At 73.0% G+C, this 21,194-nt stretch carries 21 protein-coding genes; 16 read left to right on the top strand and 5 right to left on the bottom strand.

Going from position 1 to position 21,194, the window contains the following annotated elements:
* Positions 1–10: 10 nt before the first annotated feature.
* Positions 11–412 (bottom strand): response regulator transcription factor, encoded by a 402-nt coding sequence (locus FH715_RS10320; RefSeq protein ID WP_097229082.1) that lies wholly within the window; start codon positions 410–412, stop codon positions 11–13.
* A 132-nt stretch (positions 413–544) separates the two neighbouring features.
* On the opposite strand from FH715_RS10320, the gene ctaE reads away from it, so the two are divergent.
* The 5 genes from ctaE (at position 545) to trpD (ending at position 6,084) form a co-directional block, all read left to right on the top strand.
* Entirely contained in the window at positions 545–1,165 is a 621-nt protein-coding gene (gene ctaE / locus FH715_RS10315; RefSeq protein WP_139643414.1) for an aa3-type cytochrome oxidase subunit III, read from the top strand.
* A gap of 64 nt (positions 1,166–1,229) precedes the next feature.
* A complete protein-coding gene (gene qcrC / locus FH715_RS10310) occupies positions 1,230–2,039 on the top strand; it encodes a cytochrome bc1 complex diheme cytochrome c subunit (protein WP_139643411.1) in 810 nt (269 codons plus the stop codon).
* The gene (gene qcrA / locus FH715_RS10305; protein ID WP_139643408.1) at positions 2,036–3,124 is read left to right on the top strand and encodes a cytochrome bc1 complex Rieske iron-sulfur subunit; all 1,089 of its coding nucleotides are present in this window, start codon (positions 2,036–2,038) and stop codon (positions 3,122–3,124) included. Before qcrC ends, qcrA begins: the two co-directional genes overlap by 4 nt.
* Positions 3,121–4,767 carry a cytochrome bc1 complex cytochrome b subunit gene (gene qcrB, locus FH715_RS10300; RefSeq protein ID WP_139643405.1) on the top strand — a complete coding sequence of 549 codons (1,647 nt, stop codon included), beginning with the start codon at positions 3,121–3,123 and terminating at the stop codon, positions 4,765–4,767. Before qcrA ends, qcrB begins: the two co-directional genes overlap by 4 nt.
* Positions 4,768–5,019: 252 nt before the next feature.
* A complete protein-coding gene (trpD, locus tag FH715_RS10295; RefSeq protein WP_139643402.1) occupies positions 5,020–6,084 on the top strand; it encodes an anthranilate phosphoribosyltransferase in 1,065 nt (354 codons plus the stop codon).
* 78 nt (positions 6,085–6,162) lie between these two features.
* Here trpD and FH715_RS10290 read toward each other — a convergent pair whose 3' ends face one another.
* Positions 6,163–6,444, bottom strand: coding sequence for an Lrp/AsnC family transcriptional regulator (locus tag FH715_RS10290; protein ID WP_097229077.1), 282 nt, complete (start codon positions 6,442–6,444; stop codon positions 6,163–6,165).
* A 248-nt stretch (positions 6,445–6,692) separates the two neighbouring features.
* Between FH715_RS10290 and FH715_RS10285 the strand changes: the two genes are divergently transcribed.
* The 5 genes from FH715_RS10285 (at position 6,693) to FH715_RS10265 (ending at position 12,744) form a co-directional block, all read left to right on the top strand.
* Positions 6,693–8,069: an NYN domain-containing protein gene (locus tag FH715_RS10285; protein WP_139643400.1), complete on the top strand. Its 1,377-nt coding sequence runs from the start codon at positions 6,693–6,695 to the stop codon at positions 8,067–8,069.
* A gap of 439 nt (positions 8,070–8,508) precedes the next feature.
* Positions 8,509–9,555 (top strand): C40 family peptidase, encoded by a 1,047-nt coding sequence (locus FH715_RS10280; protein ID WP_139643397.1) that lies wholly within the window; start codon positions 8,509–8,511, stop codon positions 9,553–9,555.
* Positions 9,556–9,788: 233 nt separating this feature from the next.
* A complete protein-coding gene (locus FH715_RS10275) occupies positions 9,789–10,853 on the top strand; it encodes a C40 family peptidase (protein ID WP_211367530.1) in 1,065 nt (354 codons plus the stop codon).
* A 24-nt stretch (positions 10,854–10,877) separates the two neighbouring features.
* Positions 10,878–12,032 (top strand): glycosyltransferase family 4 protein, encoded by a 1,155-nt coding sequence (locus tag FH715_RS10270; protein ID WP_139643394.1) that lies wholly within the window; start codon positions 10,878–10,880, stop codon positions 12,030–12,032.
* Between the two features lie 91 nt (positions 12,033–12,123).
* Positions 12,124–12,744 carry a dihydrofolate reductase family protein gene (locus FH715_RS10265; RefSeq protein ID WP_139643391.1) on the top strand — a complete coding sequence of 207 codons (621 nt, stop codon included), beginning with the start codon at positions 12,124–12,126 and terminating at the stop codon, positions 12,742–12,744.
* Positions 12,745–12,778: 34 nt separating this feature from the next.
* Here FH715_RS10265 and FH715_RS10260 read toward each other — a convergent pair whose 3' ends face one another.
* The gene (locus FH715_RS10260) at positions 12,779–14,584 is read right to left on the bottom strand and encodes an AMP-dependent synthetase/ligase (protein ID WP_139643388.1); all 1,806 of its coding nucleotides are present in this window, start codon (positions 14,582–14,584) and stop codon (positions 12,779–12,781) included.
* Between the two features lie 238 nt (positions 14,585–14,822).
* On the opposite strand from FH715_RS10260, the gene FH715_RS10255 reads away from it, so the two are divergent.
* The 5 genes from FH715_RS10255 (at position 14,823) to FH715_RS10235 (ending at position 18,996) form a co-directional block, all read left to right on the top strand.
* Positions 14,823–15,284, top strand: a complete 462-nt coding sequence (locus FH715_RS10255; RefSeq protein WP_139643386.1) for an SRPBCC family protein — start codon at positions 14,823–14,825, stop codon at positions 15,282–15,284.
* On the top strand, positions 15,281–16,594 hold the full coding sequence (locus tag FH715_RS10250; protein ID WP_139643383.1) for an ArsA family ATPase: 1,314 nt from the start codon (positions 15,281–15,283) through the stop codon (positions 16,592–16,594). The genes FH715_RS10255 and FH715_RS10250 overlap by 4 nt, the downstream gene beginning before the upstream one ends.
* Positions 16,595–16,716: 122 nt before the next feature.
* Positions 16,717–17,268 (top strand): DUF5304 family protein, encoded by a 552-nt coding sequence (locus tag FH715_RS10245; RefSeq protein WP_170184690.1) that lies wholly within the window; start codon positions 16,717–16,719, stop codon positions 17,266–17,268.
* Between the two features lie 76 nt (positions 17,269–17,344).
* Entirely contained in the window at positions 17,345–18,286 is a 942-nt protein-coding gene (locus FH715_RS10240; protein WP_139643380.1) for an ROK family glucokinase, read from the top strand.
* 17 nt (positions 18,287–18,303) lie between these two features.
* Complete coding sequence (locus tag FH715_RS10235) at positions 18,304–18,996, top strand: endonuclease/exonuclease/phosphatase family protein (RefSeq protein ID WP_246108664.1); 693 nt, start codon at positions 18,304–18,306, stop codon at positions 18,994–18,996.
* A gap of 73 nt (positions 18,997–19,069) precedes the next feature.
* On the opposite strand, the gene FH715_RS10230 is transcribed toward FH715_RS10235, so the two are convergent.
* Together FH715_RS10230 and FH715_RS10225 are read right to left on the bottom strand one after the other, a co-directional pair.
* Complete coding sequence (locus FH715_RS10230) at positions 19,070–19,546, bottom strand: hypothetical protein (RefSeq protein ID WP_139643377.1); 477 nt, start codon at positions 19,544–19,546, stop codon at positions 19,070–19,072.
* Entirely contained in the window at positions 19,543–20,325 is a 783-nt protein-coding gene (locus FH715_RS10225; RefSeq protein WP_139643374.1) for an alpha/beta hydrolase, read from the bottom strand. Before FH715_RS10225 ends, FH715_RS10230 begins: the two co-directional genes overlap by 4 nt.
* Positions 20,326–20,464: 139 nt before the next feature.
* Here FH715_RS10225 and FH715_RS10220 point away from each other — a divergent pair, with 139 nt between their 5' ends.
* The gene (locus FH715_RS10220) at positions 20,465–21,187 is read left to right on the top strand and encodes a lysophospholipid acyltransferase family protein (RefSeq protein WP_139643371.1); all 723 of its coding nucleotides are present in this window, start codon (positions 20,465–20,467) and stop codon (positions 21,185–21,187) included.
* Positions 21,188–21,194: the final 7 nt, after the last annotated feature.

The following is a 21,194-nucleotide window of genomic DNA, read 5'->3' as shown; positions in this document are numbered from 1 at the left end:
AGACGAGACCTCAGGCGGCCGAGGGCAGCTGCTCGCGCAGCAACCCCGTGAGGGCGCCCGTCAGTTCGGCCGGGTCGATCGGGTGCGCCACCGCGGCCTCGGCGCGGCTCCAGGTGGCCAGCCACGCGTCCTGCGCGCGCCCGATCAGCAGGAGCACCGGCGGGCACTCGAAGATCTCGTCCTTGATCTGCCGGCAGACGCCCATCCCGCCGGCGGGAACCGCCTCGCCGTCCAGTACGCAGACGTCGACGCCGCCGTTCTCCAGGGCGGAGAGCACGGCCGGCAGGGTCGCGCACTCCAGGTACTCGATGGCCGGCAGGTCCGTGGACGGGCGTGTTCCGGCGGCCAGCCGCACCTGCTCCCGGGTGTTGACGTCGTCGCTGTAGACCAGCACCGTGGCGCTGCGCTGCATCGTTCCTCCGCCCGCTGGGGTTGTCCGTTGCGCCGTGATGCTACTCCGTCCGGCGGGGTCACAGGCAGGGGGACGGGTACTGACACACCGAACCCCACCCCCGAGACAAGCGCCGGAAAAGCGACCGACATAATGACGGGCGTGGCGACAGCAACAGCAGTAGACACCGGGCACGCGATCCCGTCGGTCAACAGGCCGAACGTCACCTCAGTGGGGACGGTCATCTGGCTCAGTTCCGAGCTGATGTTCTTCGCGGCCCTCTTCGCGATGTACTTCACCCTCCGTTCGGTGATGGGCCCCGAGTACTGGCAGGAGAACGCGGACGCGCTCAACCTGCCCTTCTCGCTGACCAACACGACGATCCTGGTGCTCTCCTCGGTGACGTGCCAGCTCGGGGTGTTCGCGGCCGAGCGGGGTGACGTGAAGCGCCTCCGCCTCTGGTTCGTGATCACCTTCGCGATGGGTGCGATCTTCATCGGCGGTCAGGTCACCGAGTACGTCGAGCTGGTGGTACACGAGGGTGTCTCGCTGGCCTCCGGCCCCTACGGCTCGGCCTTCTACCTGACCACCGGGTTCCACGGGCTCCACGTGCTGGGCGGGTTGTTCGCCTTCCTGTTCGTCCTCGCCAGGACCTACGCCGCCCGCCGGTTCACGCACGAGCAGGCCACCACGGCCATCGTCGTCTCGTACTACTGGCACTTCGTGGACGTCGTGTGGATCGGCCTCTTCGCCACCATCTACCTGATCAAGTAACCCATCGCCGCACCGGACGTTTGTTCCAGCACCGACGCAGAAGATCCTGACACCGGGGTAATCCGTGAAAAAGCTCTCCGCACGACGGCGCCATCCACTGGCGGTGTTTGTCGTCCTCCTCATCGCGCTGGCGGCCACCGGGGGGCTGTACGCCGCCTTCGCGCCCGCCGAGGAGGCGCAGGCCGACAACAGGGCCCAGTCTCTCGCCATCGACGAGGGCGAGGCGCTCTACCGGGTCGGCTGCTCCAGCTGCCACGGCAGGTCAGGTGAGGGCGGCAGCGACGGCCCGAGCCTGGTGGGCGTGGGACCGGCCGCGGTCCACTTCCAGGTCGGTACCGGCCGGATGCCCATGCAGAACCCGGGCGCCCAGGCCCCGGCGAAGCCCCGGGCCTACACCCAGGCCGAGATCGACCAGCTGGCCGCCTACATCGGCTCGTTGGGCCCGGGCCCCGCGGTTCCGGAGGCCTCCGCCTACGACCCCGCGGACGGCGACGCGGCCAGGGGCGGCGAACTCTTCCGCACCAACTGCGCGCAGTGCCACAACTTCACGGGTCAGGGCGGCGCGCTGACCCACGGGAAGTACGCTCCCGGTCTGGACGACGTGGAGCCCATCTTCATCTACGAGGCCATGCTGACGGGCCCGCAGAACATGCCCTCCTTCCCCGACACGGTGCTGCCGGAGCAGGAGAAGCGGGACATCATCGCGTGGCTGAACGCGGTCAACACCTCGGAGTCGCCCAGCCCGGGCGGCTTCTCGCTCGGTGGCTTCGGCCCGGTCAGCGAGGGCCTGTTCGCCTGGACCTTCGGCATCGGGGCGCTCGTCGCCCTGACGGTCTGGATCGGGGCCCGGAGCGCTAAGGCCAGGAAGTCATGAGCGACGACCGCGACCACCCCACCTCATCCCAAGAAACGGAAACGCGAAAAGACGTGTCCGACGATCACCTCCCCGGTGAGCGGCGCTCGGGTGAACTGGCCGTGTTGGACGACCCGTTCGCCGACCCGGGGCTGCCCCCGCACGAACATCGGCGGCAGGACATCGACGAGCGAGCCGCCAAGCGCTCCGAGCGCACCGTGGCCCTCCTGTTCACCGTCTCCATGCTGGCGACCATCGGCTTCATCGTCGCCTACGTGGCCATCCCGATCGACCGGATCGTCTACATCTGGCCGATCGGGCACATCAGTGGGCTGAACTTCGCACTCGGCACCACCCTGGGCACCGCGCTCTTCTGCATCGGCGCCGGCGCCATCCACTGGGCCCGCACCCTGATGTCCGACGAGGAGCGCTCCGAGGAGCGGCACGCGGTCGCCGCGGCCCCCGAGGTCAAGGCCCAGGTGCTGGAGGAGTTCCGCAAGGGCGCCGAGGAGTCCGGCATCGGCCGGCGCAAGCTGGTGCGGAACACGATGCTCGGCGCGATGGCCCTGGTGCCGCTCTCCGGCGTCGTCCTGCTGCGCGACCTCGGCCCGCTGCCCGAGGACAAGCTGCGCAAGACCGCCTGGCGCGAGGGCTCGGTGATCGTCAACGAGAACACGGGCGAGCCGCTGCGTCCCGAGGACATCACGGTCGGCTCGCTCACGCAGGCGATGCCCGAGGAGCTCGACCACCACGACCACGACTTCCACGCGGAGATCGCCAAGGCCGCGGTGATGCTGGTCCGCCTGGAGCCGGAGGACATCAAGGACCCGCGCTCCGCGGAGTGGGGACACGAGGGCATCCTCTGCTTCTCCAAGATCTGCACCCACATCGGCTGCCCGGCCACGCTCTACGAGCAGCAGACCCACCACGCCCTCTGCCCCTGCCACCAGTCGACCTTCGACCTGTCGGACGGCGCGCGGGTGCTCTTCGGCCCGGCGGGACACCCCCTGCCGCAGCTGCGGATCACGGTGAACGACGACGGCTATCTCACGGCCCTCGGCGACTTCGAGGAGCCGCCGGGACCGAGCTTCTGGGAGCGCGGATGAGTACGGCAACGGAACCCCGGAAGAGCACCGCGCGGGGCAAGGCCCCCGCCGGTGAGAAGGTCGCCGACTGGGCCGACGGCCGGCTGGGCATCTACAGCCTGGCCAAGGCCAACATGCGCAAGATCTTCCCCGACCACTGGTCGTTCCTGCTGGGCGAGATCTGCCTGTTCAGCTTCATCATCGTGATGCTGACCGGTGTGTACCTGACGCTGTTCTTCGTGCCGAGCATGGGGCACGTGGAGTACACCGGCTCGTTCGAGCCGATGCAGGGCGTGATGATGTCCGAGGCGTACGCCTCGACGCTGGACATCAGCTTCGACGTGCGGGGCGGCCTGCTGGTCCGCCAGATCCACCACTGGGCGGCGCTGCTGTTCGTGGTCGGCATCTTCATGCACATGATGCGGGTGTTCTTCACCGGCGCCTTCCGCAAGCCGCGTGAGATCAACTGGCTCTTCGGCTTCCTGCTGCTGGTGCTGGCGCTCTTCACCGGTCTGACCGGGTACTCGCTCCCGGACGACCTGCTCTCCGGCGTCGGTATCCGCTTCATGGAGGGCGCGATCCTGGCGGTGCCGGTGGTCGGCACCTACATCCAGATGTTCCTCTTCGGCGGCGAGTTCCCCGGGTACGACATCATCCCCAGGTTCTTCGTGGTGCACGTGCTGCTGTTGCCGGGCATCATGCTGGGCCTGGTGGTCGCGCACCTGATCCTGATCGTCTACCACAAGCACACCCACTACGCGGGTCCCGGCCGGACCAACGACAACGTGGTCGGGATGCCGCTGCTGCCGGTGTACATGGCGAAGGCGGGCGGCTTCTTCTTCCTGGTCTTCGGCGTGATCACACTGATCGCGGCGACGGTGACGATCAACCCGGTCTGGGTCCTGGGCCCCTATCGACCGGACCAGATCTCCACCAACGCGCAACCCGACTGGTATCTGGGCTTCTCCGAGGGCCTGGTCCGGATGATGCCCGGCTGGGAGTGGGTGATTCCGGGCGGCTACACGCTGAACTTCGGTCTGCTGGTGCCGCTGGTCGTCTTCCCCGGCCTGCTGACGGCCATCGCGCTGTACCCGTTCTTCGAGTCCTGGGTGACCAAGGACCCGCGCGAGCACCACATCGCCGAGCGTCCGCGGAACAACCCGACCAGGACCGGCTTCGGCATGGCCTGGCTGACCGCCTTCGGCGTGTGCATGTTGGCCGGTGGCAACGACCTGTGGGCCGTGCACTTCCACCTGTCGATCAACACGATCACGTGGTTCTGCCGCATCGGGTTCTTCGTGCTGCCGGTCGTGGCCTTCTTCATCACCCGCCGGATCTGCCTGGGCCTCCAGCGGAGGGACGCGGAGAAGGTGCTGCACGGCCGGGAGTCCGGGATCATCAAGCGGCTGCCGCACGGTGAGTTCGTCGAGGTGCACGAGCCGCTCTCGCAGGAGCAGCTGTACACCCTCACCGCGCACGAGCAGCACAAGCCGCTGGAGCTGGGCCCCGACACCGACAAGAACGGCGTGCGGCGCCCGGTCAACCCGCTGGAGCGGGTGCGGGCCAGGTTCAGCAAGGCGTACTTCGGGGAGCAGGCGCAGATCAGCAAGCCGACCCGCGAGGAGTACAAGGAGATCACCGAGGGCCACGGCGACCACCACTGAGGTCGCGGCCGCAGGGCCGGTTTCCGGGGGCCGTGGCCCCACCCGTCACCGCACGGGTGGGGCCACGGCCCTTTGGGCGTTCGGGCCCGGTTCGGTGGAACGACCGTCCGGAGACCGAACGCGGTGCCCCACGCGTCACCGGCCGCCGCTAGGCTTCGGTGCCACGGCAGCCGAAGGGTGCCCCCGCCGGGGGTGTCCGCGACCGGCCAGCCGGTTTCCGATCATCCAGCTGAACCGCCAGGAGTGATTCCCATGAGCGTTGTGACCCCCGCCGGAGGCGACACCGGGGCGGCGCGCGACTGGCCGGACGTGCTGAGCGCGCTGCTGGCCGGCCGGGACCTGACGGGTGACGACACCGCCTGGGCGATGGAGCGCATCATGAGCGGGGAGGCCGGCGACGTGCGGATCGCCGGTTTCGCCGTGGCGTTGCGCGCCAAGGGCGAGACGGTGGAGGAGGTCTCGGGACTGGTCGAGACGATGTACCGGCACGCCAACGTGATCGAGGTGCCCGGTCCCTCCGTCGACATCGTGGGCACCGGCGGCGACCGGGCGCGGACGGTGAACATCTCGACCATGTCGGCGATCGTGGTCGCCGGCACCGGGACGCGGGTGGTCAAGCACGGCAACCGCGCGGCCTCCAGCGCCAGCGGCGCCACGGACGTGCTGGAGCAGCTCGGCGTCAACCTGGACCTGACGCCGCGGCGGGTGGCCGAGGTGGCGGTCGAGGCCGGCATCACCTACTGCCCCGCGGTGCTGTTCCACCCCGCGCTGCGGCACGCCGGTTCGGCGCGCAAGCAGCTGGGGGTGGCGACGTTCTTCAACTTCCTGGGCCCGCTGACCAATCCGGCGCGGGTGAGGGCGCAGGCGACCGGCGTCGCCGACGCCAGGATGGCGCCGATCCTCGCCGGGGTGCTGGCCGAACGCGGCAGTTCCGCCCTGGTCTTCCGGGGCGACGACGGGTTGGACGAGCTGACCGTCACCGGCACCTCCACGGTGTGGGTGGTGCGGGACGGGAAGGTGACGGAGGAGTCGTTCGACCCCGAGTCGGTGGGGGTGGGGCGCTCCCCGGTCGAGGCGCTGCGCGGTGGCGACGCGGCGTACAACGCCTCGGTGGCGCGGCGGCTGTTGGAGGGGGAGCACGGCCCGGTGCGGGACGCGGTGCTGCTCAACGCGGCGGCCGGGTTGGCCGCCGCGGAGCCTGACGACGCGCCGCTGTCGCAGCGGATCGCGGCGGGGATGGCGCGGGCGGCGGAGTCGATCGACTCGGGCGCCGCGGGAGCGGCGTTGGAGCGCTGGATCGCCACGACCCACCGCTGAGTCGGCCGGGGGCCCCTCGGGCCCTGGGCGCCCGCACCCCGGTCGGGGGCGGGCGCCGGTCCGTTCGGCGCGGGGCGCTCAGGAGTCGAGGCCGATGGCGAACGCGGCCTCCAGGTCGTGCTGCGAGTAGGTGCGGAAGGCGATGTGGGTCTCGGTGGACTCCACGCCAGGGATCTTGCTGAGCCGGGCGGGGATGACGTCCGCCAACTGGTCGTGTTCCCGCACCCGGACGAGGGCGATCAGGTCGTGGGGGCCGGTGACCGAGTAGACCTCGCTGACCCCTTCCAGGGCCGCGATCCGCTCCGCGACCTCGGGGACGCGGTCCACGCTGGTCTTGATGAGCACGATCGAAGTGATCACGGCTGCGCCTCGTTTCGGTCGGTCGTCGTCGTTCGCACGGGGACGTGCCCGCGGCTGGCCACACGATAGCTCCCGGGGGTGGCGCGGGCGTGGCGCGGGACGGTTCGGGGAGGCCGGGTGGCCTGGCGGGGCCCGCAGACGTGGCGCGTACCAGGCCGTAGGGTGAACCACGGTGTGACGGAGATACGTAGGGGAGGGGGAGCGCCGGCCGACCGGTCGCCGCTGGGACCGACGAATGGTGTGCAGCTGTGGAACCGACGGACGGTGAGGAGGCGAGGGGTCAGGCCGAGCCCGAGGAGGGTGAGCCGGCCGAGACCCTGGACCGTCCGCTGCCCGAGCGGGTCAGGGGGCGGGTGATCCAGCTCGCCGGGGAGGCGTTCGACGGCCTGACCCTGAACGAGCTGCCGGGCCCGTTGCGGCAGTACGCGCGGTTCACGCCACCCCGTCGGGTGAAGTTCGGCGGTTCGGCGATGGCGGCGGCTCTGGAGACCGACACGGTCTTCCGGCACCGGGTGGGTGCGGTGCTGCGCGCGGGCGCGCCCGAGTTGGCGGAGGCGGTGGAGCGTGGCGCGCCGCCGCCGGCGGCCGATCCGGTCGAGGTGGCGGCGGCGGCCTTTCTGCTGCGTCCGGCGGGCTGGTCGAAGCTGGTGGCCGCGGCGGGCGAGGAGGCGCAGCGCGCCCAGGAGGAGCGCGCGGGGCATGAGCGGGAGCGTGAGCTGGCGGAGTTGCGCGGGGAGTTGGCGCGGGCGCGTGAGGGGGCGCGCGACGAGCAGGAGCGGTTGCGGGCGGAGCTGGAGGCGACGCGCAAGGAGGGCGACGCGCTGCACCGGAAGTTGCGCAGCGCGCACGCGGACGTGCGGCGTGGGGAGGCGTCGGTGCGGAAGTTGCGCGCCGAGTTGGACGAGGTGCGGGCGTCGGCCGAGGCGGCGCGGGTGACGGGGGAGAGCGAGGCCAGGCGGTTGCGCGGCCGGTTGGCGCGGGCCGAGGCGGCGCTGGAGGCGAGCCGGCGGTCGGTCCGCGAGGAGCGGGGGATCGAGGACACGCGGCTGCGGCTGCTGTTGGACACGGTGTTGGACGCGGCGCAGGGGTTGCGCCGGGAGTTGGCGTTGCCGCCGGCGCGGGAGGGGCGGCTGCCCGCGGAGACGGTGGCCTCGGTCAGCCCGGGGGAGCCGGGGCCGGGGGATATCGCGCGGCGGGCGTTGGACGGGGAGGACCCGGCGGTTCTCGATCAGTTGTTGGCGCTGCCGCAGGCGCATCTGGTCGTGGATGGTTACAACGTGACCAAGACCGGCTATCCGACGCTGCCGCTGGAGCGGCAGCGGGCCCGGCTGATGCGGGGTCTCGCGGTGTTGGCCGCGCAGAGCGGGGCGGAGATGACCTGCGTCTTCGACGGCGCCGAGTTGGCGGCCCCGGTGCTGCTGACGCCGCCGCGCGGGGTGCGGGTGCTCTTCAGCCCGGCGGGGGAGACGGCGGACGAGCTGATCCGGCAGCTGGTGCGGGCCGAACCGGCGGGCCGGCCGGTGGTGGTGGTCTCCAGCGACCGCGAGGTGGCCGAGGGGATCGCCAGGTCCGGGGCCTGGCCGGTGGCCTCCAGGCTGCTGCTCAACAGGCTCGCCCGCACCTGATCCCGCGCATCCCGCTCACCGGCGGGGTCCAAGTCCGCGCCGGGGGCCGCGAGGTGACGGCCTGGGCCGAACGGGTGGTTCCGGCGGTCGCCGCACGGGTATCCCCAGGGGACCGGAGCCGACGGGGAGTTGGGCGTTTCGGGTCGTTGGGGTGGCCGGGGCCCGTTGGGGCGCTTTGCCCGCTTGGCGGGGGTTGCCGGGCGTATGTCGTCCACACAGGGTGCGGAATCGACCCCGGTCAGTGTGAGGTAAGTAAAATATGCCCGCCAGGATTTGAACCGGGCAAACACACCTCGCTAGGGTCACCTCGAACCTTCGCGCGGTCGATCACCCAGCCCGGGTGGCCGCGAGGGACCGCCTAGTCCGCGGCAGTTCGCGCGGAGCCGGGACCACAGTCCCCCGACCCGGCAGGCGGCTGAGGAAGAAGGAGCTCGCCCCAGTGGCGTCCCACCGTCGTCCCAAGCAGCCAAGCCGCGCTCGAATGACCCTCCTCGGCGCCGCTGCCTCCGCCGCCGCGACCGTCGGCGTCACCGCGACCTCCGCCTCGGCCGACCCCGGTCAGAGCGTCGACGACGTCCGCGAGGAGGTCGACGATCTCCACCACGAGGCGGAGGAGATCACCGAGGAGTTCAACGGGGCCCAGGAGCGCGAGGAGCAGCTCCAGGAGGAGATCTCCGAGCTCCAGGACTCCACCGCGCGCGGCCAGGAGAGACTCAACGAGCTGCGCAACGGCATGGGTTCCATGGCCTCCGCGCAGTACCGCAACGGCGGGCTGGACCCGTCCATGCAGCTTTTCCTCTCTTCTGACCCCGACGACTTCCTGGACCAGGCCTCCGCGCTGGACCAGATGTCCGCCAAGCAGGCCGAGGCCCTCCGGCTGATCCAGGACCAGCAGCGCACCCTGGACCAGCAGCGCGAGGAGGCCGGCGAGCGGCTCGCCGAGCTGGAGGACGTCCGCGCCACCCTCGGCGAGAAGAAGGACAGCATCCAGGGCAAGTTGAGCGAGGCCCAGGCCCTGCTCAACCAGCTCACCGAGGAGGAGCGCCAGGAGATCGCCGCCGCCGAGCAGGCCGAGGCGGAGGAGTCCGAGCGCGCCAGCCGCAGCGACGACCGCGACTTCTCCGACGGCACCGCCACCGGCAGGGCCTCCTCGGCGCTCAACGCCGCGATCTCCAAGCTGGGATCGCCCTACGTCTGGGGCGCCACCGGCCCCAGCTCCTTCGACTGCTCCGGGCTCACCGGCTGGGCCTACAATCAGGCCGGCGTCTCGCTGCCGCGCGTCTCGCAGGACCAGGCCAACGCCGGCACCCGGGTCTCGCAGAGCGAACTGGCCCCCGGCGACCTGGTGTTCTTCTACCCCGGCATCACCCACGTCGGCATCTACGTCGGCAACGGCCAGATGGTGCACGCGCCCAGCACCGGCGGCGTCGTCGAGTACGCCAGCCTGAGCATCATGCCCTTCCAGTTCGGCGTCAGGGTCGCCTGACCCGGCGCGCCACCACCGCGAACTCCGCGCCGGCGCCCGCCCGCTGAACGGGCGCCGGGCCAACTCCACCAACCAGGTGATTCGCTGGGCCGGCTGTCGACCGCCGCGCCCCGCGTGACCTGCGCACCGAGCATCCACGGCCGGGCCGCGCGGTGTTGCCTTGCCGTGCCCGGGCTCCGGGCACGGCTACATTCTGCTGCGCTCGGGTCCCCACCGAAGGAGCGCGGCTCGCAGTGACCGTTGACAGACTCTTCCCCTCCCGGCGTACCCGCCTCGCGTTGCGGCTGACCACCTGGTCGGCGGCGGCCACCGCCGTGGCGGTCATCTCCACCGTTCCCGTCTCCGCCGAACCGTCGGACCGCGACGACACCGCGGAGGCCACCCGCGAGGTGGACCGCCTGTTCGCGGAGGCCGACCGGGCCGTGGACGCCTACAACGGCTCCGCGGAACGCGTCGCGGAGTTGGAGGCCGAGGTCGAGCGCCGGCGCGCGCAGGTCGACCGCGGCGAGCGCGCCGTGGACGAGAAGCTCGGCGCCGTCGGCTCGGCCGCCGCCGCCCACTACCGCGCCGGAGGCATCTCCCCGACGCTCGCGCTGCTGCTCTCCGAGAGCCCCGACGCCTACCTGGCCAGGTCGGCGACGTACGAGCGGATGAGCGACCGCCGTGACGCCGAGCTGAGGGAACTCCTCGCCGCCCAGCGCGAGCTGACCCAGCGCCGCGACGAGGCCGACGCGCGCCTGGACGAACTGGTCGAGGAACGCGCCGAGTTGTCGCGTCGCAAGGAGGCCGCCGAGCGGCGCCTGGACGAGGCCAGGGACCGCCTGGACGAGCTCACCGAGCGCGAACGCGAGCAGGAGGCCAGGGCCGGTCGGGACGCCCCCCGCGCGCGAACCGTCGCCGAACCGGCCCCCGCCCCCGTCGCCGTCGAACGCCCCCCGGCCGTCGCCACCTCGGACCGGGGCGGCATCGCCCTGAGCGCGGCCCTGAGCGTGCTGGGCGCCCCGTACGGATGGGGAAGCACGGGACCGGACGCGTTCGACTGCTCCGGCCTCGTGCAGTGGGCCTACGCCAAGGCCGGGGTGTCGCTGCCGCGCACCTCGCAGGCGCAGGCGGGAGCCGGCCGCCGGGTGCCGCTCGACCAGGCCCAGCCGGGTGACATCGTGGTCTACCGGTCCGACGCCAGCCACGTCGGGCTCTATGCCGGAGGCGGGCAAGTGGTGCACGCGCCGTATAGCGGAGCTTTCGTGCGCTACGAGGCAGTCGGGATGATGCCGGTCTCCTCGGTGGTACGACCCTGACCAGAGGTCGGTAGTGTTCGGGTGATGCGAAAGACGTTGATCGTGACCAACGACTTCCCGCCCCGCCCGGGCGGTATCCAGGCGTTCCTGCACAGCATGGCGCTGCGGATGGACCCGGGCCAGGTGGTGGTTTACGCCTCCAGCTGGCGCCGGGACACCGAAGCCGTCGAGGCCACCACCGAGTTCGACGCCGAGCAGCCCTACCCGGTCTTCCGGGACAGGACGGCGTCCCTGCTGCCCACCAGAGCCACCACCCGCAAGGCCGCCGAGCTGCTGCGGGAGCACGAGTGCACGGCCGTGTGGTTCGGCGCCGCGGCGCCGCTGGGGCTGATGGCCCCGACGCTGCGCGCCGCCGGCGCCGAGCGGCTGGTGGCCACCAGCCACGGGCACGAGGCGGGGTGGGCGGGAATGCCGGTCACGCGTCAGGTGGTGCGTCGCATCGGTGAGAACACCGACGTGATCACCTACCTCGGCGAGTACACCAGGAGCCGGATCGCCGACGCCCTGACGCCCGAGGCCGCCGCCCGGATGACGCAGCTGACGCCGGGCGTCGACCACAAGCTCTTCCACCCCGACTCCGGCGGGAAGCGGCTGCGCGAGAGCCTCGGCCTGGCCGACCGCCCCGTGGTGGTCTGCGTCTCCCGCCTGGTGGCGAGGAAGGGCCAGGACACGCTGATCAGGGCGATGCCCCGCATCCTCGCCTCCGAGCCCGACACGGTGCTGGCGATCGTCGGCGGCGGCTCCTACCGCGCGGACCTGGAACGCCTGGTGCAGCGCGTCGGCGTGCAGGACTCGGTGCGCTTCCTCGGCGAAGTGTCATGGGCACAACTCCCCGCGCACTTCGGCATCGGCGACGTCTTCGCCATGCCCTGCCGCACCCGCCACCGGGGCATGGACGTGGAGGGCCTTGGGATGGTCTACCTGGAGGCGTCCGCCACCGGTCTGCCGGTCATCGCCGGCGACTCGGGCGGCGCCCCGGACGCCGTCCTCGACGGCGAGACGGGCTGGGTGGTGCGCGGCGGCGGGTCGTCGGCGCCGGGCGAGACCGCCGACCGCGTCGTCGAGCTGCTGCGCGATCCCGAACTGCGTCGCCGGATGGGCGCCAGGGGCCGCGAGTGGGTCGAGGAGAAGTGGGGCTGGGACATGCTCTCGCAGCGGCTGCGGGAGCTGCTGAGCTGAGGCGCGGCGGCCGGCGATGAGTTCTGGCCCCGCGCGTGGTCTTCCCTTTCCCGGGGCGGCAGGCGCCCCGGGATAAGGGAAGGAGCGCGCCATGAGAGTGGTGCTTCAGGAGTTCCTGTCGCTGGACGGCGTCGCGCAGGGCCCCGGCGCCCCCGACGAGGACACCAGCGGCGGGTTCACCAGGGGAGGCTGGCTGGTGCCGCACCTGGACGACGCGTTCGGCCGGATCGTCACCGGCTGGCTCGACGAGGTGGACGGGTTCCTCTTCGGACGGCGCACCTACGAGAACTTCGCCCGGGACTGGCCGGCGATGGACGACCCCGCCGATCCCGTCGCGACCAAGCTCAACGGCCTGCCGAAGTACGTCGCCTCCCGGAGCCTGACCGAGGCCGGGTGGGCGCCGACGACGATCCTGTCGGGTGACGTCGCCGCCGAGGTCGCCAGACTGCGGCGGGCCCCGGGACGCGAGCTGCAGATCCACGGCAGCGCCACGCTCGGCGCCTCGCTGCTGGCCGCCGGGCAGGTCGACGAGGTGCGGCTGATGATCGCACCGGTGGTGGTCGGGGCCGGCCGGCGGCTCTTCCCGGCGGACGGCGCGCCCGCCGGGCTGCGGCTGGAGCGGTCCGAGACGACGCCCGCCGGGGTCACCGCGCAGGTCTACACCGTCACCGGCGCCCCCGAGTACGGCGCCTACGGGCCCGAACACCCCTGACGACGCGCGGCCCCCGTGCCGTCGACCCGCCGGGTCACCCGCCGTAGAGGGCGTCGATCTCCCGCGCGAAGTCCCTCGTCACCACGTGCCTCCGCAGCTTCAACGAAGGCGTCAGATGCCCCGACTCCTCCGTGAAGTGACCCGGCAGCACCCGGAAGGCGCGGACCGACTCGGCGCGGGAGACGGCCTCGTTGGCGTGGCCCACCGCCTCGTCGAGGGCGGCCGACAGGGCGGGGTGGTCGAGGAGTTCGGCCCGGGGCAGCCCACCGAGCCCGGACTCCTCGGCCCAGCGCGGCAGGAAGTCGTCGTCCACGGTCAGCAGCGCCCCGACGAACGGGCGGCCCTCGCCGACCACCATGCACTCGGCGACCAGCGGATGCGCCCTGATCCGGTCCTCCAGCACGGCCGGGGCGACGTTCTTGCCGCCGGCGGTCACCAGGATCTCCTTGGCGCGGCCGGTCACCGTCAGATAGCCGTCCGCGTCCAGCCGCCCCAGGTCGCCGGTGTGGAACCAGCCGTCCCGCAGCACCTCGTCCGTGGCCTCGGGATTGTTCCAGTAGCCGGAGAAGAGGTGCTCTCCGCGCAGCAGGATCTCGCCGTCGTCCGCGATCCGGATCGTCGTGCCGGGCAACGGCCGCCCCACGCTGCCGATGCGGGGCGCGTCCCAGGGGTTGAACGACGTCGGCGCGCACGACTCCGTCAGCCCGTACCCCTCCAGCACGGTGAAGCCGATGCCGCGGTAGAAGTGGCCGAGCCGCTCGCCCAGCGGGGCGCCGCCGGAGATCGCGTGGGTCGCCCGGCCGCCGAGGACCGCCCGCAGCCTGCGGTAGACCAGCCGGTCGAAGACGCGGTGCCGCAGCCGCAGTCCGATGCCGGGGCCTCCCGGGGTGTCCCGGGCGCGGCTGTGCGCGACGGCGGTCTCGGCGGCCCGGTCGAAGAACGCGCCCCTGCCGTCCTGGACGGCCTTGGCGCGGGCCGAGTTGTAGACCTTCTCGAAGACGCGGGGGACGCCCAGCACGATGGTGGGGCGGAACGTCGCCAGGTCGTCGGTGAGCTGGGCGACGCCGGGCGCCAGCCCCAGCCTGATCGGCCCGAGCAGCGCCGCCACCTGCACCATCCTGGCGAACACGTGGGCCAGCGGCAGGAACAGCAGCACCGAGGACTCCCCGGTGCGGAAGAGCGGCCCGAGCGCGGCGACCACGTTGCCGCAGGTGGTGAGGAACGCGCGGTGGCTCAGGACGCAGCCCCTGGGGCGGCCCGTGGTGCCCGAGGTGTAGACGAGGGTGGCGGGGGAGTCGGGGGTGACGCTCGCGGTGGCCGCGTCCAGCCGCTCGTCGCTGACGGAGGCGCCGGTCGCCGTCAGCAACTCCACCGCGCCGGGGCCCGAAACCGGCTCCAGACACCAGCGCCGGGTCAGCTCCGGCAGCCGGTCGCGCAGGGACTCCACGGTCGCCAGCTGCTCGGGCGTCTCGACGACCACGGCGACGGCTCCCGAGTCGCCCAGGTTCCAGGCGATCTGCTCGGGCGAACTGCTCTCGTAGACCGGCACGGTCACCGCGCCGACCGTCCAGACGGCGAAGTCCACCAGGGTCCACTCGTAGCGGGTGGCGGCGAGCAACCCGACCCGGTCCCCGGGGCGCACGCCGGAGCGCAGCAGTCCCTTGGCCACGGCGCGCACTTCGGCGAGGAACTCCGTCGCCGTCAGGTCCCGCCAACCGTCCGGCGTACGGCGGGAGATCAGCGCCGTACGGGGATGGCGGGCGGCGTTGGCCACCAGCAGATCGGGCAGACCACCGTCGGTGGGCACGGTGTACCGCGCCGGCAGGCTGAACTCGCGCACCGTCACTCCTCTTCGACCTCTTCGGCGCCCCGGGCGCCGGCCCGTCGTGTCCGTCGCCGCACCCGGGGTGCCGCGTCCGGTGTCCTTCTGTGACCGTTCGACCCGCCCCCGGCGCAGCCTACTCCCCGGTAGCGTGGCGGAGCGGAACGGGGGATCGTCCGCCGGGCCGTGGGCTGTCGGCGGGGCGCGGTAGCCTTCCCCGGACGGCACCGGGAGATAAGTGCGAGGAGCCAGGCCGATGGCCGAACACACCAGGTCCAGTATCACCATCGAGGCCGCCCCCGCGGACGTGATGGCGGTCATCACGGACTTCGACCGTTACCCGGAGTGGACGGGCGAGGTCAAGGAGGCCGAGGTGCTGGCCAGGGACGGGAACGGCAGGGCCGAGCAGGTGCGGCTGCTGCTGGACGCGGGCGCGATCAAGGACGAGCACACCCTGGCGTACCAGTGGCCGGACGCCAACGAGGTCAGCTGGTCCCTGGTGAAGTCCAGGATGCTGCGCGCGCTGGACGGCTCCTACCGGCTGGCGCCGGTCGCCGGCGGGGAGCGGACCGAGGTCACCTACCAGCTGACCGTGGACGTGAAGATCCCGATGCTCGGCAGCATCAAGCGCAAGGCGGAGAAGGTCATCATCGACCGCGCCCTGGCCGGCCTGAAGAGCCGGGTGGAGAGCGGCGCCGACCAGCCCTCCGACGGGTGAGCGGCGCCCCGCGCACGCTGCTGGTCACCGGCCCCGGTGGAGACGGGGTCAGCACGGTGGCCGCGGCGACGGCGCTGGCCTCCGCCCGCTCCGGGCGGCTGACGTTACTCCTGAGCCGCGAGCCGGCCGACCGGCTCGGCGCGCTGCTGGGCGTTCCGGCCGACGCGTTCGCCGGCGGGGGGCCCGTGGAGGTCGCCCCCGGGCTGTGGGCGGCGCGGATCGTGTCGGGTCCGCCGTTCCGCGCCGCCGTCATGGCCGCGCAGCGGGAGGCGCGCACCGCGTTGGCCGCCCTGGGCTCGGCCACCCTGGAGGAGGACGAGCTGACCGAGCTGCCCGGTGCCGAGCAGCTGGCGACGCTCGCCGCGCTGCGCGCCGCGCACGCCGACGAGCGGTGGGCGCGGGTCGTGGTCGACCTGCCGCCCGCCGTCGACGCCGTCCGACTGCTGGCGCTGCCCGGGCAGTCGCGGCGTTATCTGCGCCGGCTGCTGCCGCGGGAGCGCAGGGCGGCCCGCGCGCTGCGGCCGTTGCTGGCCCAGCTGGCGAACGTGCCGCTGCCCGCCGAGGCGCTGCTGGACGCCGCCGTGGGCTGGGACGCCTCGCTCGCCGAGGTCGAGGGGGTGCTGGCCGATCCCGCGCTCGCGGTCCGGCTGGTCTTCGAGCCGACCGCGCGGTCCGTCGCGCTGCTGGGCGCCGCGCACGCCGGTCTCGCGCTGCACGGGATCGGGGTGGAGGAGGTGCTGGCCAACCGGCTGGTGCAGGGCCGTTCCCCCGACCGCCTGGTGCGGGCGCTCGCGGCCCGGCAGGACGCGCTGATATCCGGGTTCGCCGAGGCCGTGGGCCGTGCCGAGGCGCCCCGGCGGGTGCCGCACATGGGCCCCGACCCGGACGCCGCCACCCTGGCCGGGCTGCTGCCGGCGCCGGCCGACCGCGAGATACCCGGGCCCCAGCCGGTGTTGGAGGACCGCCTGGCCGAGGACGGCCGGCTGGTCTGGCGGCTGCCGCTGCCCGGCGCCGTCAAGCACGACCTGGATCTGGTGCGGCGCGGTGACGAACTGGTCGTCACCACGGGCCCGTTCCGCCGGGTGCTGCCCCTGCCGTCCGCGCCGCGCCGCTGCGTGGTGGACGGCGCGGCCTTCGCGCACGGTGAGTTGGCGGTGCGCTTCGCCCCCGACCCCGAGCGTTGGCCCAGGGGCGCCGAGGGCGGTTCCGAGGACGTGCCGGCGGGGGCGCCGGCCGCGCCGGACGCACCGGCCGAGACCGCGTCCGAGACCGGGACCGGGACCGAACGCGGCGAGGAGACGGCGGGCTGACGGGGGCGGCGGGTTGAGAGGAGCGGCCGGCCGACGGTGGTGGCCGGGGCACGGCGTTCGGGTAACGTCGAAGGGGACGCTCACCCCGCGCCCCTCGGGGCGCCCAGCACCAGGAGGTCGCGATGGGCGACGCAGCCGAGCCCCCCGTCGAGCGGCCGGCCGACCGGAGCGAGCCGGCCGAGGACGCCGATCCCTGGGCCGCCGCCTGCGCCGAGGACCTGGCCGCCGAACGGGAGCGCCGCCGCGCCGTCCACGGCCCCGAGCCGACCGACCCCGCCGAGGAGCTGCGCCGGCTGGCCGACGCCCTGACCGGGACGCTGGGTGAGCTGGGCTCCCGGCTGCCCCAACTGGGGCCGCTGGCCAAGCCGTTGGCGCACCAGGCGAGGGCCGCGATCGACCCGGTGATCGAGCGCAACGCCGACGCGATAGGCCATCTCGCCTCGGCCGGGCAGGAGTTGCTCGCCGCCTACAAGTCCGCCGTGCTCGGGCAGGAGGCTCGCTGGACCCGGGGGGAGGGCGCCGCGGAGGGACAGCGGCCGGAGAGCGCGGGGCTGGCGGCCGAGCGGGGCGCGGAGGAGGACGCGGGCGACGACTCCCGGGAGGGGCGGGGCAATCGGGACGAGGGGGGCGATTCCGCGGGGGCCGGCGGCGGCCACCGTATCGACCTCGACTGATATCAGGCAGCCCAGCCAGGGCGGCCTCCGGTAACGTGGGTCGGAGGCGGTTTCACTGACATCACTTGAGGGACAAATGGGACTGACGATCGGCGTCGACATCGGCGGTACGAAGATCGCGGCCGGTGTGGTCGACGAGGGCGGCTCGATCCTCGACACCTGTCAGGTACCGACCCCGCCCACCCCCGAGGGCGTGATCGAGGCGATCGCGGACGCCGTCCGCGCCGTCGGCGAGGGCACCTCGGCCGACGCCGTGGGCATCGGCGCCGCCGGCTACGTCGACGACAAGCGCGCCACCGTGCTCTTCGCCCCCAACATCCGCTGGCGGCACGAGACCCTCAAGGACAAGATCGAGCAGCGCGTCGGGCTCTCCGTGGTCGTGGAGAACGACGCCAACGCCGCGGCCTGGGGCGAGTACCGCTTCGGCGCCGGCGCCGGCCACGACGACGTCGTCTGCATCACGCTCGGCACCGGCCTCGGTGGCGGCATCATCATCGGCGGCCGGCTGCACCGCGGGCGCTTCGGCGTCGCCGGCGAGTTCGGCCACCTGCGGGTGGTGCCGGACGGTCTGCTCTGCGGCTGCGGCAGCCAGGGGTGTTGGGAGCAGTACGCCTCCGGCCGCGCCCTGGTCCGCTACGCCCGCCAGCGGGCCTCCGCGACCCCGGAGAACGCGGGGCTGCTGCTGGGCCTCGGCGACGGCACCCCCGAGGGCATCGACGGCCGGCACGTCAGCGACGCGGCCAGGGCGGGCGACCCGGTGGCCGTCGACTCCTTCCGTGAGCTGGCCCGTTGGGCCGGCGCCGGCCTCGCCGACCTGGCCTCGCTCTTCGACCCCTCGGCGTTCATCGTCGGCGGCGGTGTCTCCGACGAGGGCGACCTGGTCCTCGAACCGATCCGCAAGTCGTTCCGCCGTTGGCTGGTGGGCGGTCGCCACCGCCCGCACGCGCAGGTGCTGGCCGCCCAACTCGGCGGGCGCGCCGGTCTGGTGGGCGCCGCGGACCTCGCCCGGCAGGGCTGAGCGGCCGGGGGCGGACGGTGTCGGTCAAGGTCAGGCTTCTCAGCTACAACGTCAGGTCCCTGCGGGACGACCCGCACGCGCTGGTCCGGGTGATCCGGGCCTGCGCGCCGGACGTGGTCTGCCTCCAGGAGGCGCCGCGCTTCTTCCGCTGGCGCAAGCACGCCGCCGACCTGGCCCGGCGCACCGGCCTGGTGACGGTCACCGGCGGGGCGCCCAGCTGCGGCACGATGATCCTCTCCGGGCTGCGGGCCGCCGTGGAGCGCACCGAGGAGACGACGTTCCCCCTGGTGCGCGGCGAGCACCGGCGCGGCCTCGCGGTCGCCGGGCTGCGCTTCGGCCGCGAGGCCCGGCTCTCGGTGGTCAGCTGCCATCTCAGCCTGCGGGACGCCGAACGGCGCGCGCAGGGCGAGGAGCTGCTGGAGCGCGTCGCGGCGTTCGACACCCCGGCCGTGGTGGCGGGCGACATCAACGAACGCCCGACCGGCGCGACCTTCCGGCGGCTGGCGGGCGCCCTCACCGACGCGCGGGAACGGGCGCCGGTGGGCGGGGAGTTCACCTTCCCGGCCGCGGCGCCCCGGCGGCGGATCGACGGGGTGTTCTGCTCGGACGGCGTCACCGCGCTCTCCTGCGGGGTGCCGACGGCTCCCGACTCGGACGACCTGGCGGCGGCCTCCGACCATCTGCCGGTACTGGCGGTCCTCAGCCTCTGACCGGTGCCCCGCCCGTGCCGCCGCCCCCGTTCCCGTCCCAGGGCACGGGGCGCGGGGCGCGGGCCGCCGGGCCTCAGACCACCGCGCCGTTGCCCGGGTCCTGCCAGTCCTCGTCGCTCCGCATCCGGCTCACCAGGGTGGCGAAGCCCCCGAGGAAGCCGCCGACACCCAGCGTCACCACCCACCAGGTCATCCGCTGCTGGAGCAGCACGGTGAAGACCAGCAGCAGCGGGCCGCCCAGCACCGCGAGCCACGCCACCTTGGTGGTCAGGTCGGTCTCGGGCAGCGGCGGCGGCTCGGGCGGCTCGAAGTGGCCCTCGTCCTCGTCCTCCTCGGCGACCCAGTCGCGCGGCCCGTCGTCGCCCAACCGCTCCCGGGTCGGCCCGTCGGCCGCCGCGACGCGGTTGACCGGCTCGACGTCCTCCACGCTCGGCCAGTGGCCCGGCGGGTCAGCCGGTTCCTCGCCGTAGCCGGCGACGATCTCCGCCCAGGCGGCTTCCTCGTCGATCGGGTCGCGGCCGTCACCGCGCTCCTGGTCACGTTCCGTCACGGGATCTCTTCCTTGTCACGAGGCGAGGTCACGAGGTGAGTGATGAAGGCGTCCGTCTCCTGAAAGATACGCTCCGCGTCGTGGTCCAGGGTGGCCACGTGGAAGCTCTCCGTCAGCACCACCTCCCGCACGTCCAGGGAGGAGACCCTGGCCAGCAGCAGGGCCGAGTCCGAGGGCGGCACCACGTGGTCCACCGCGCTGTGCGCCACCAGCAGCGGCTGGGTCACCTGCGGCAGGTCCTGGCGCACCAGGGAGAACAGCTCCCGCAGCGAGTGCGCGGCCCGCGACGGCACCCGGTCGTACCCCACCTCGCGCACCCCCGGCTTGGCGATGTCGCCCACCAACCCCGGCGTGCTGGGCACCACATGGCGCACCACCCGCAGCGCCGCCCCCTTGGCGGCGGGAAAGGTGAGCGCCGGGTTAACCAGCACCAGCCCGCTGACATTCCCCGGCTGCCGCGCCGCGAGCCGCAGCGCCAGCGCCCCACCCATCGACAGCCCGCAGACCACCACGCGCGCGCAGCGCTCGTTGAGCAGCAGCAGCTCCCTGTGGACGGCGGCGTACCAGTCCTGCCAGCCCGTGACCGCCATGTCCTGCCAGCGGGTGCCGTGTCCGGGCAGCAGCGGCAGCGACACGGTGTGCCCCCGGGCGGCCAGCGCCTCGGCCAGGGGCCGCAGTGACTGCGGACTTCCCGTGAAGCCGTGACAGAGCAGCACCCCGACGGGGTCCTCGTCCTGCGACGTGTGGTGGAACGGCTCGGCACCGGGCAGAAGGTGCATCGGCGACGGCTCCCTTCGCTGCGGGTCTGGGTACCCGTGGGGGTGCGACGGCGCCTGCCAGCCTACGTGGGGCGCCCGATGACGCGCCACGCACCGGAAAGCCCGGTAGGGTCCGCATCGGTGAACACGGGAGGTCGACTTGTTGTACGGAGCGATGAAGGTGAGCGTCGGGGCGGGGTTGAAGGCGACCTTCCGCCCCTGGGTCGAGGGGAAGGAACACGTCCCCGCCGAGGGCCCGGCGATCCTCGCCAGCAACCACCTGTCGTTCTCCGACTCCTTCTTCCTCCCCGCGGTGCTGGACCGCAGAGTCACCTTCATCGCCAAGGCCGAGTACTTCAACTCCCCCGGGGTCAAGGGCCGGTTGACGGCGGCGTTCTTCCGGGGCGTCGGCCAGCTCCCGGTGGACCGCACCGGCGGGCGCGGCGCGGGTGAGGCGGCCATCGCCAGCGCGATAGCCGTGCTGGAACGCGGCGAGCTGTTCGGGATCTACCCGGAGGGGACCCGTTCCCCGGACGGCCGGCTCTACCGGGGCAAGTCCGGCGGGCTCGCCAGGGTCGCGCTGGCCACGGGTGCGCCGGTGCTGCCGGTGGCGATGATCGACACCGAGAAGATCCAGCCGCCGGGGAAGGTCGTGCCGAAGCTGATGCGCCCGGGCATCCGGATCGGCGCGCCCCTGGACTTCAGCCGCTACCAGGGGATGGAGGGGGACCGCTTCATCCTGCGTTCGCTCACCGACGAGGTGATGTACGCGATCATGCGGCTCTCCGGGCAGGAGTACGTCGACGTCTACGCGACGGTCGCCAAGCGGCAGTTGGCCGAGGCGGCCAAGGGCAAGGACGCGGCCGAGGCCCCCGAGGAGTGACCGCGTC

This window comes from Streptomyces sedi, assembly GCF_006335015.1.
GTDB lineage: Bacteria > Actinomycetota > Actinomycetes > Streptomycetales > Streptomycetaceae > Streptomyces > Streptomyces sedi.
Note: the sequence above shows the minus strand (reverse complement) of the source record. Positions and strands in the feature narration are given on the sequence as shown.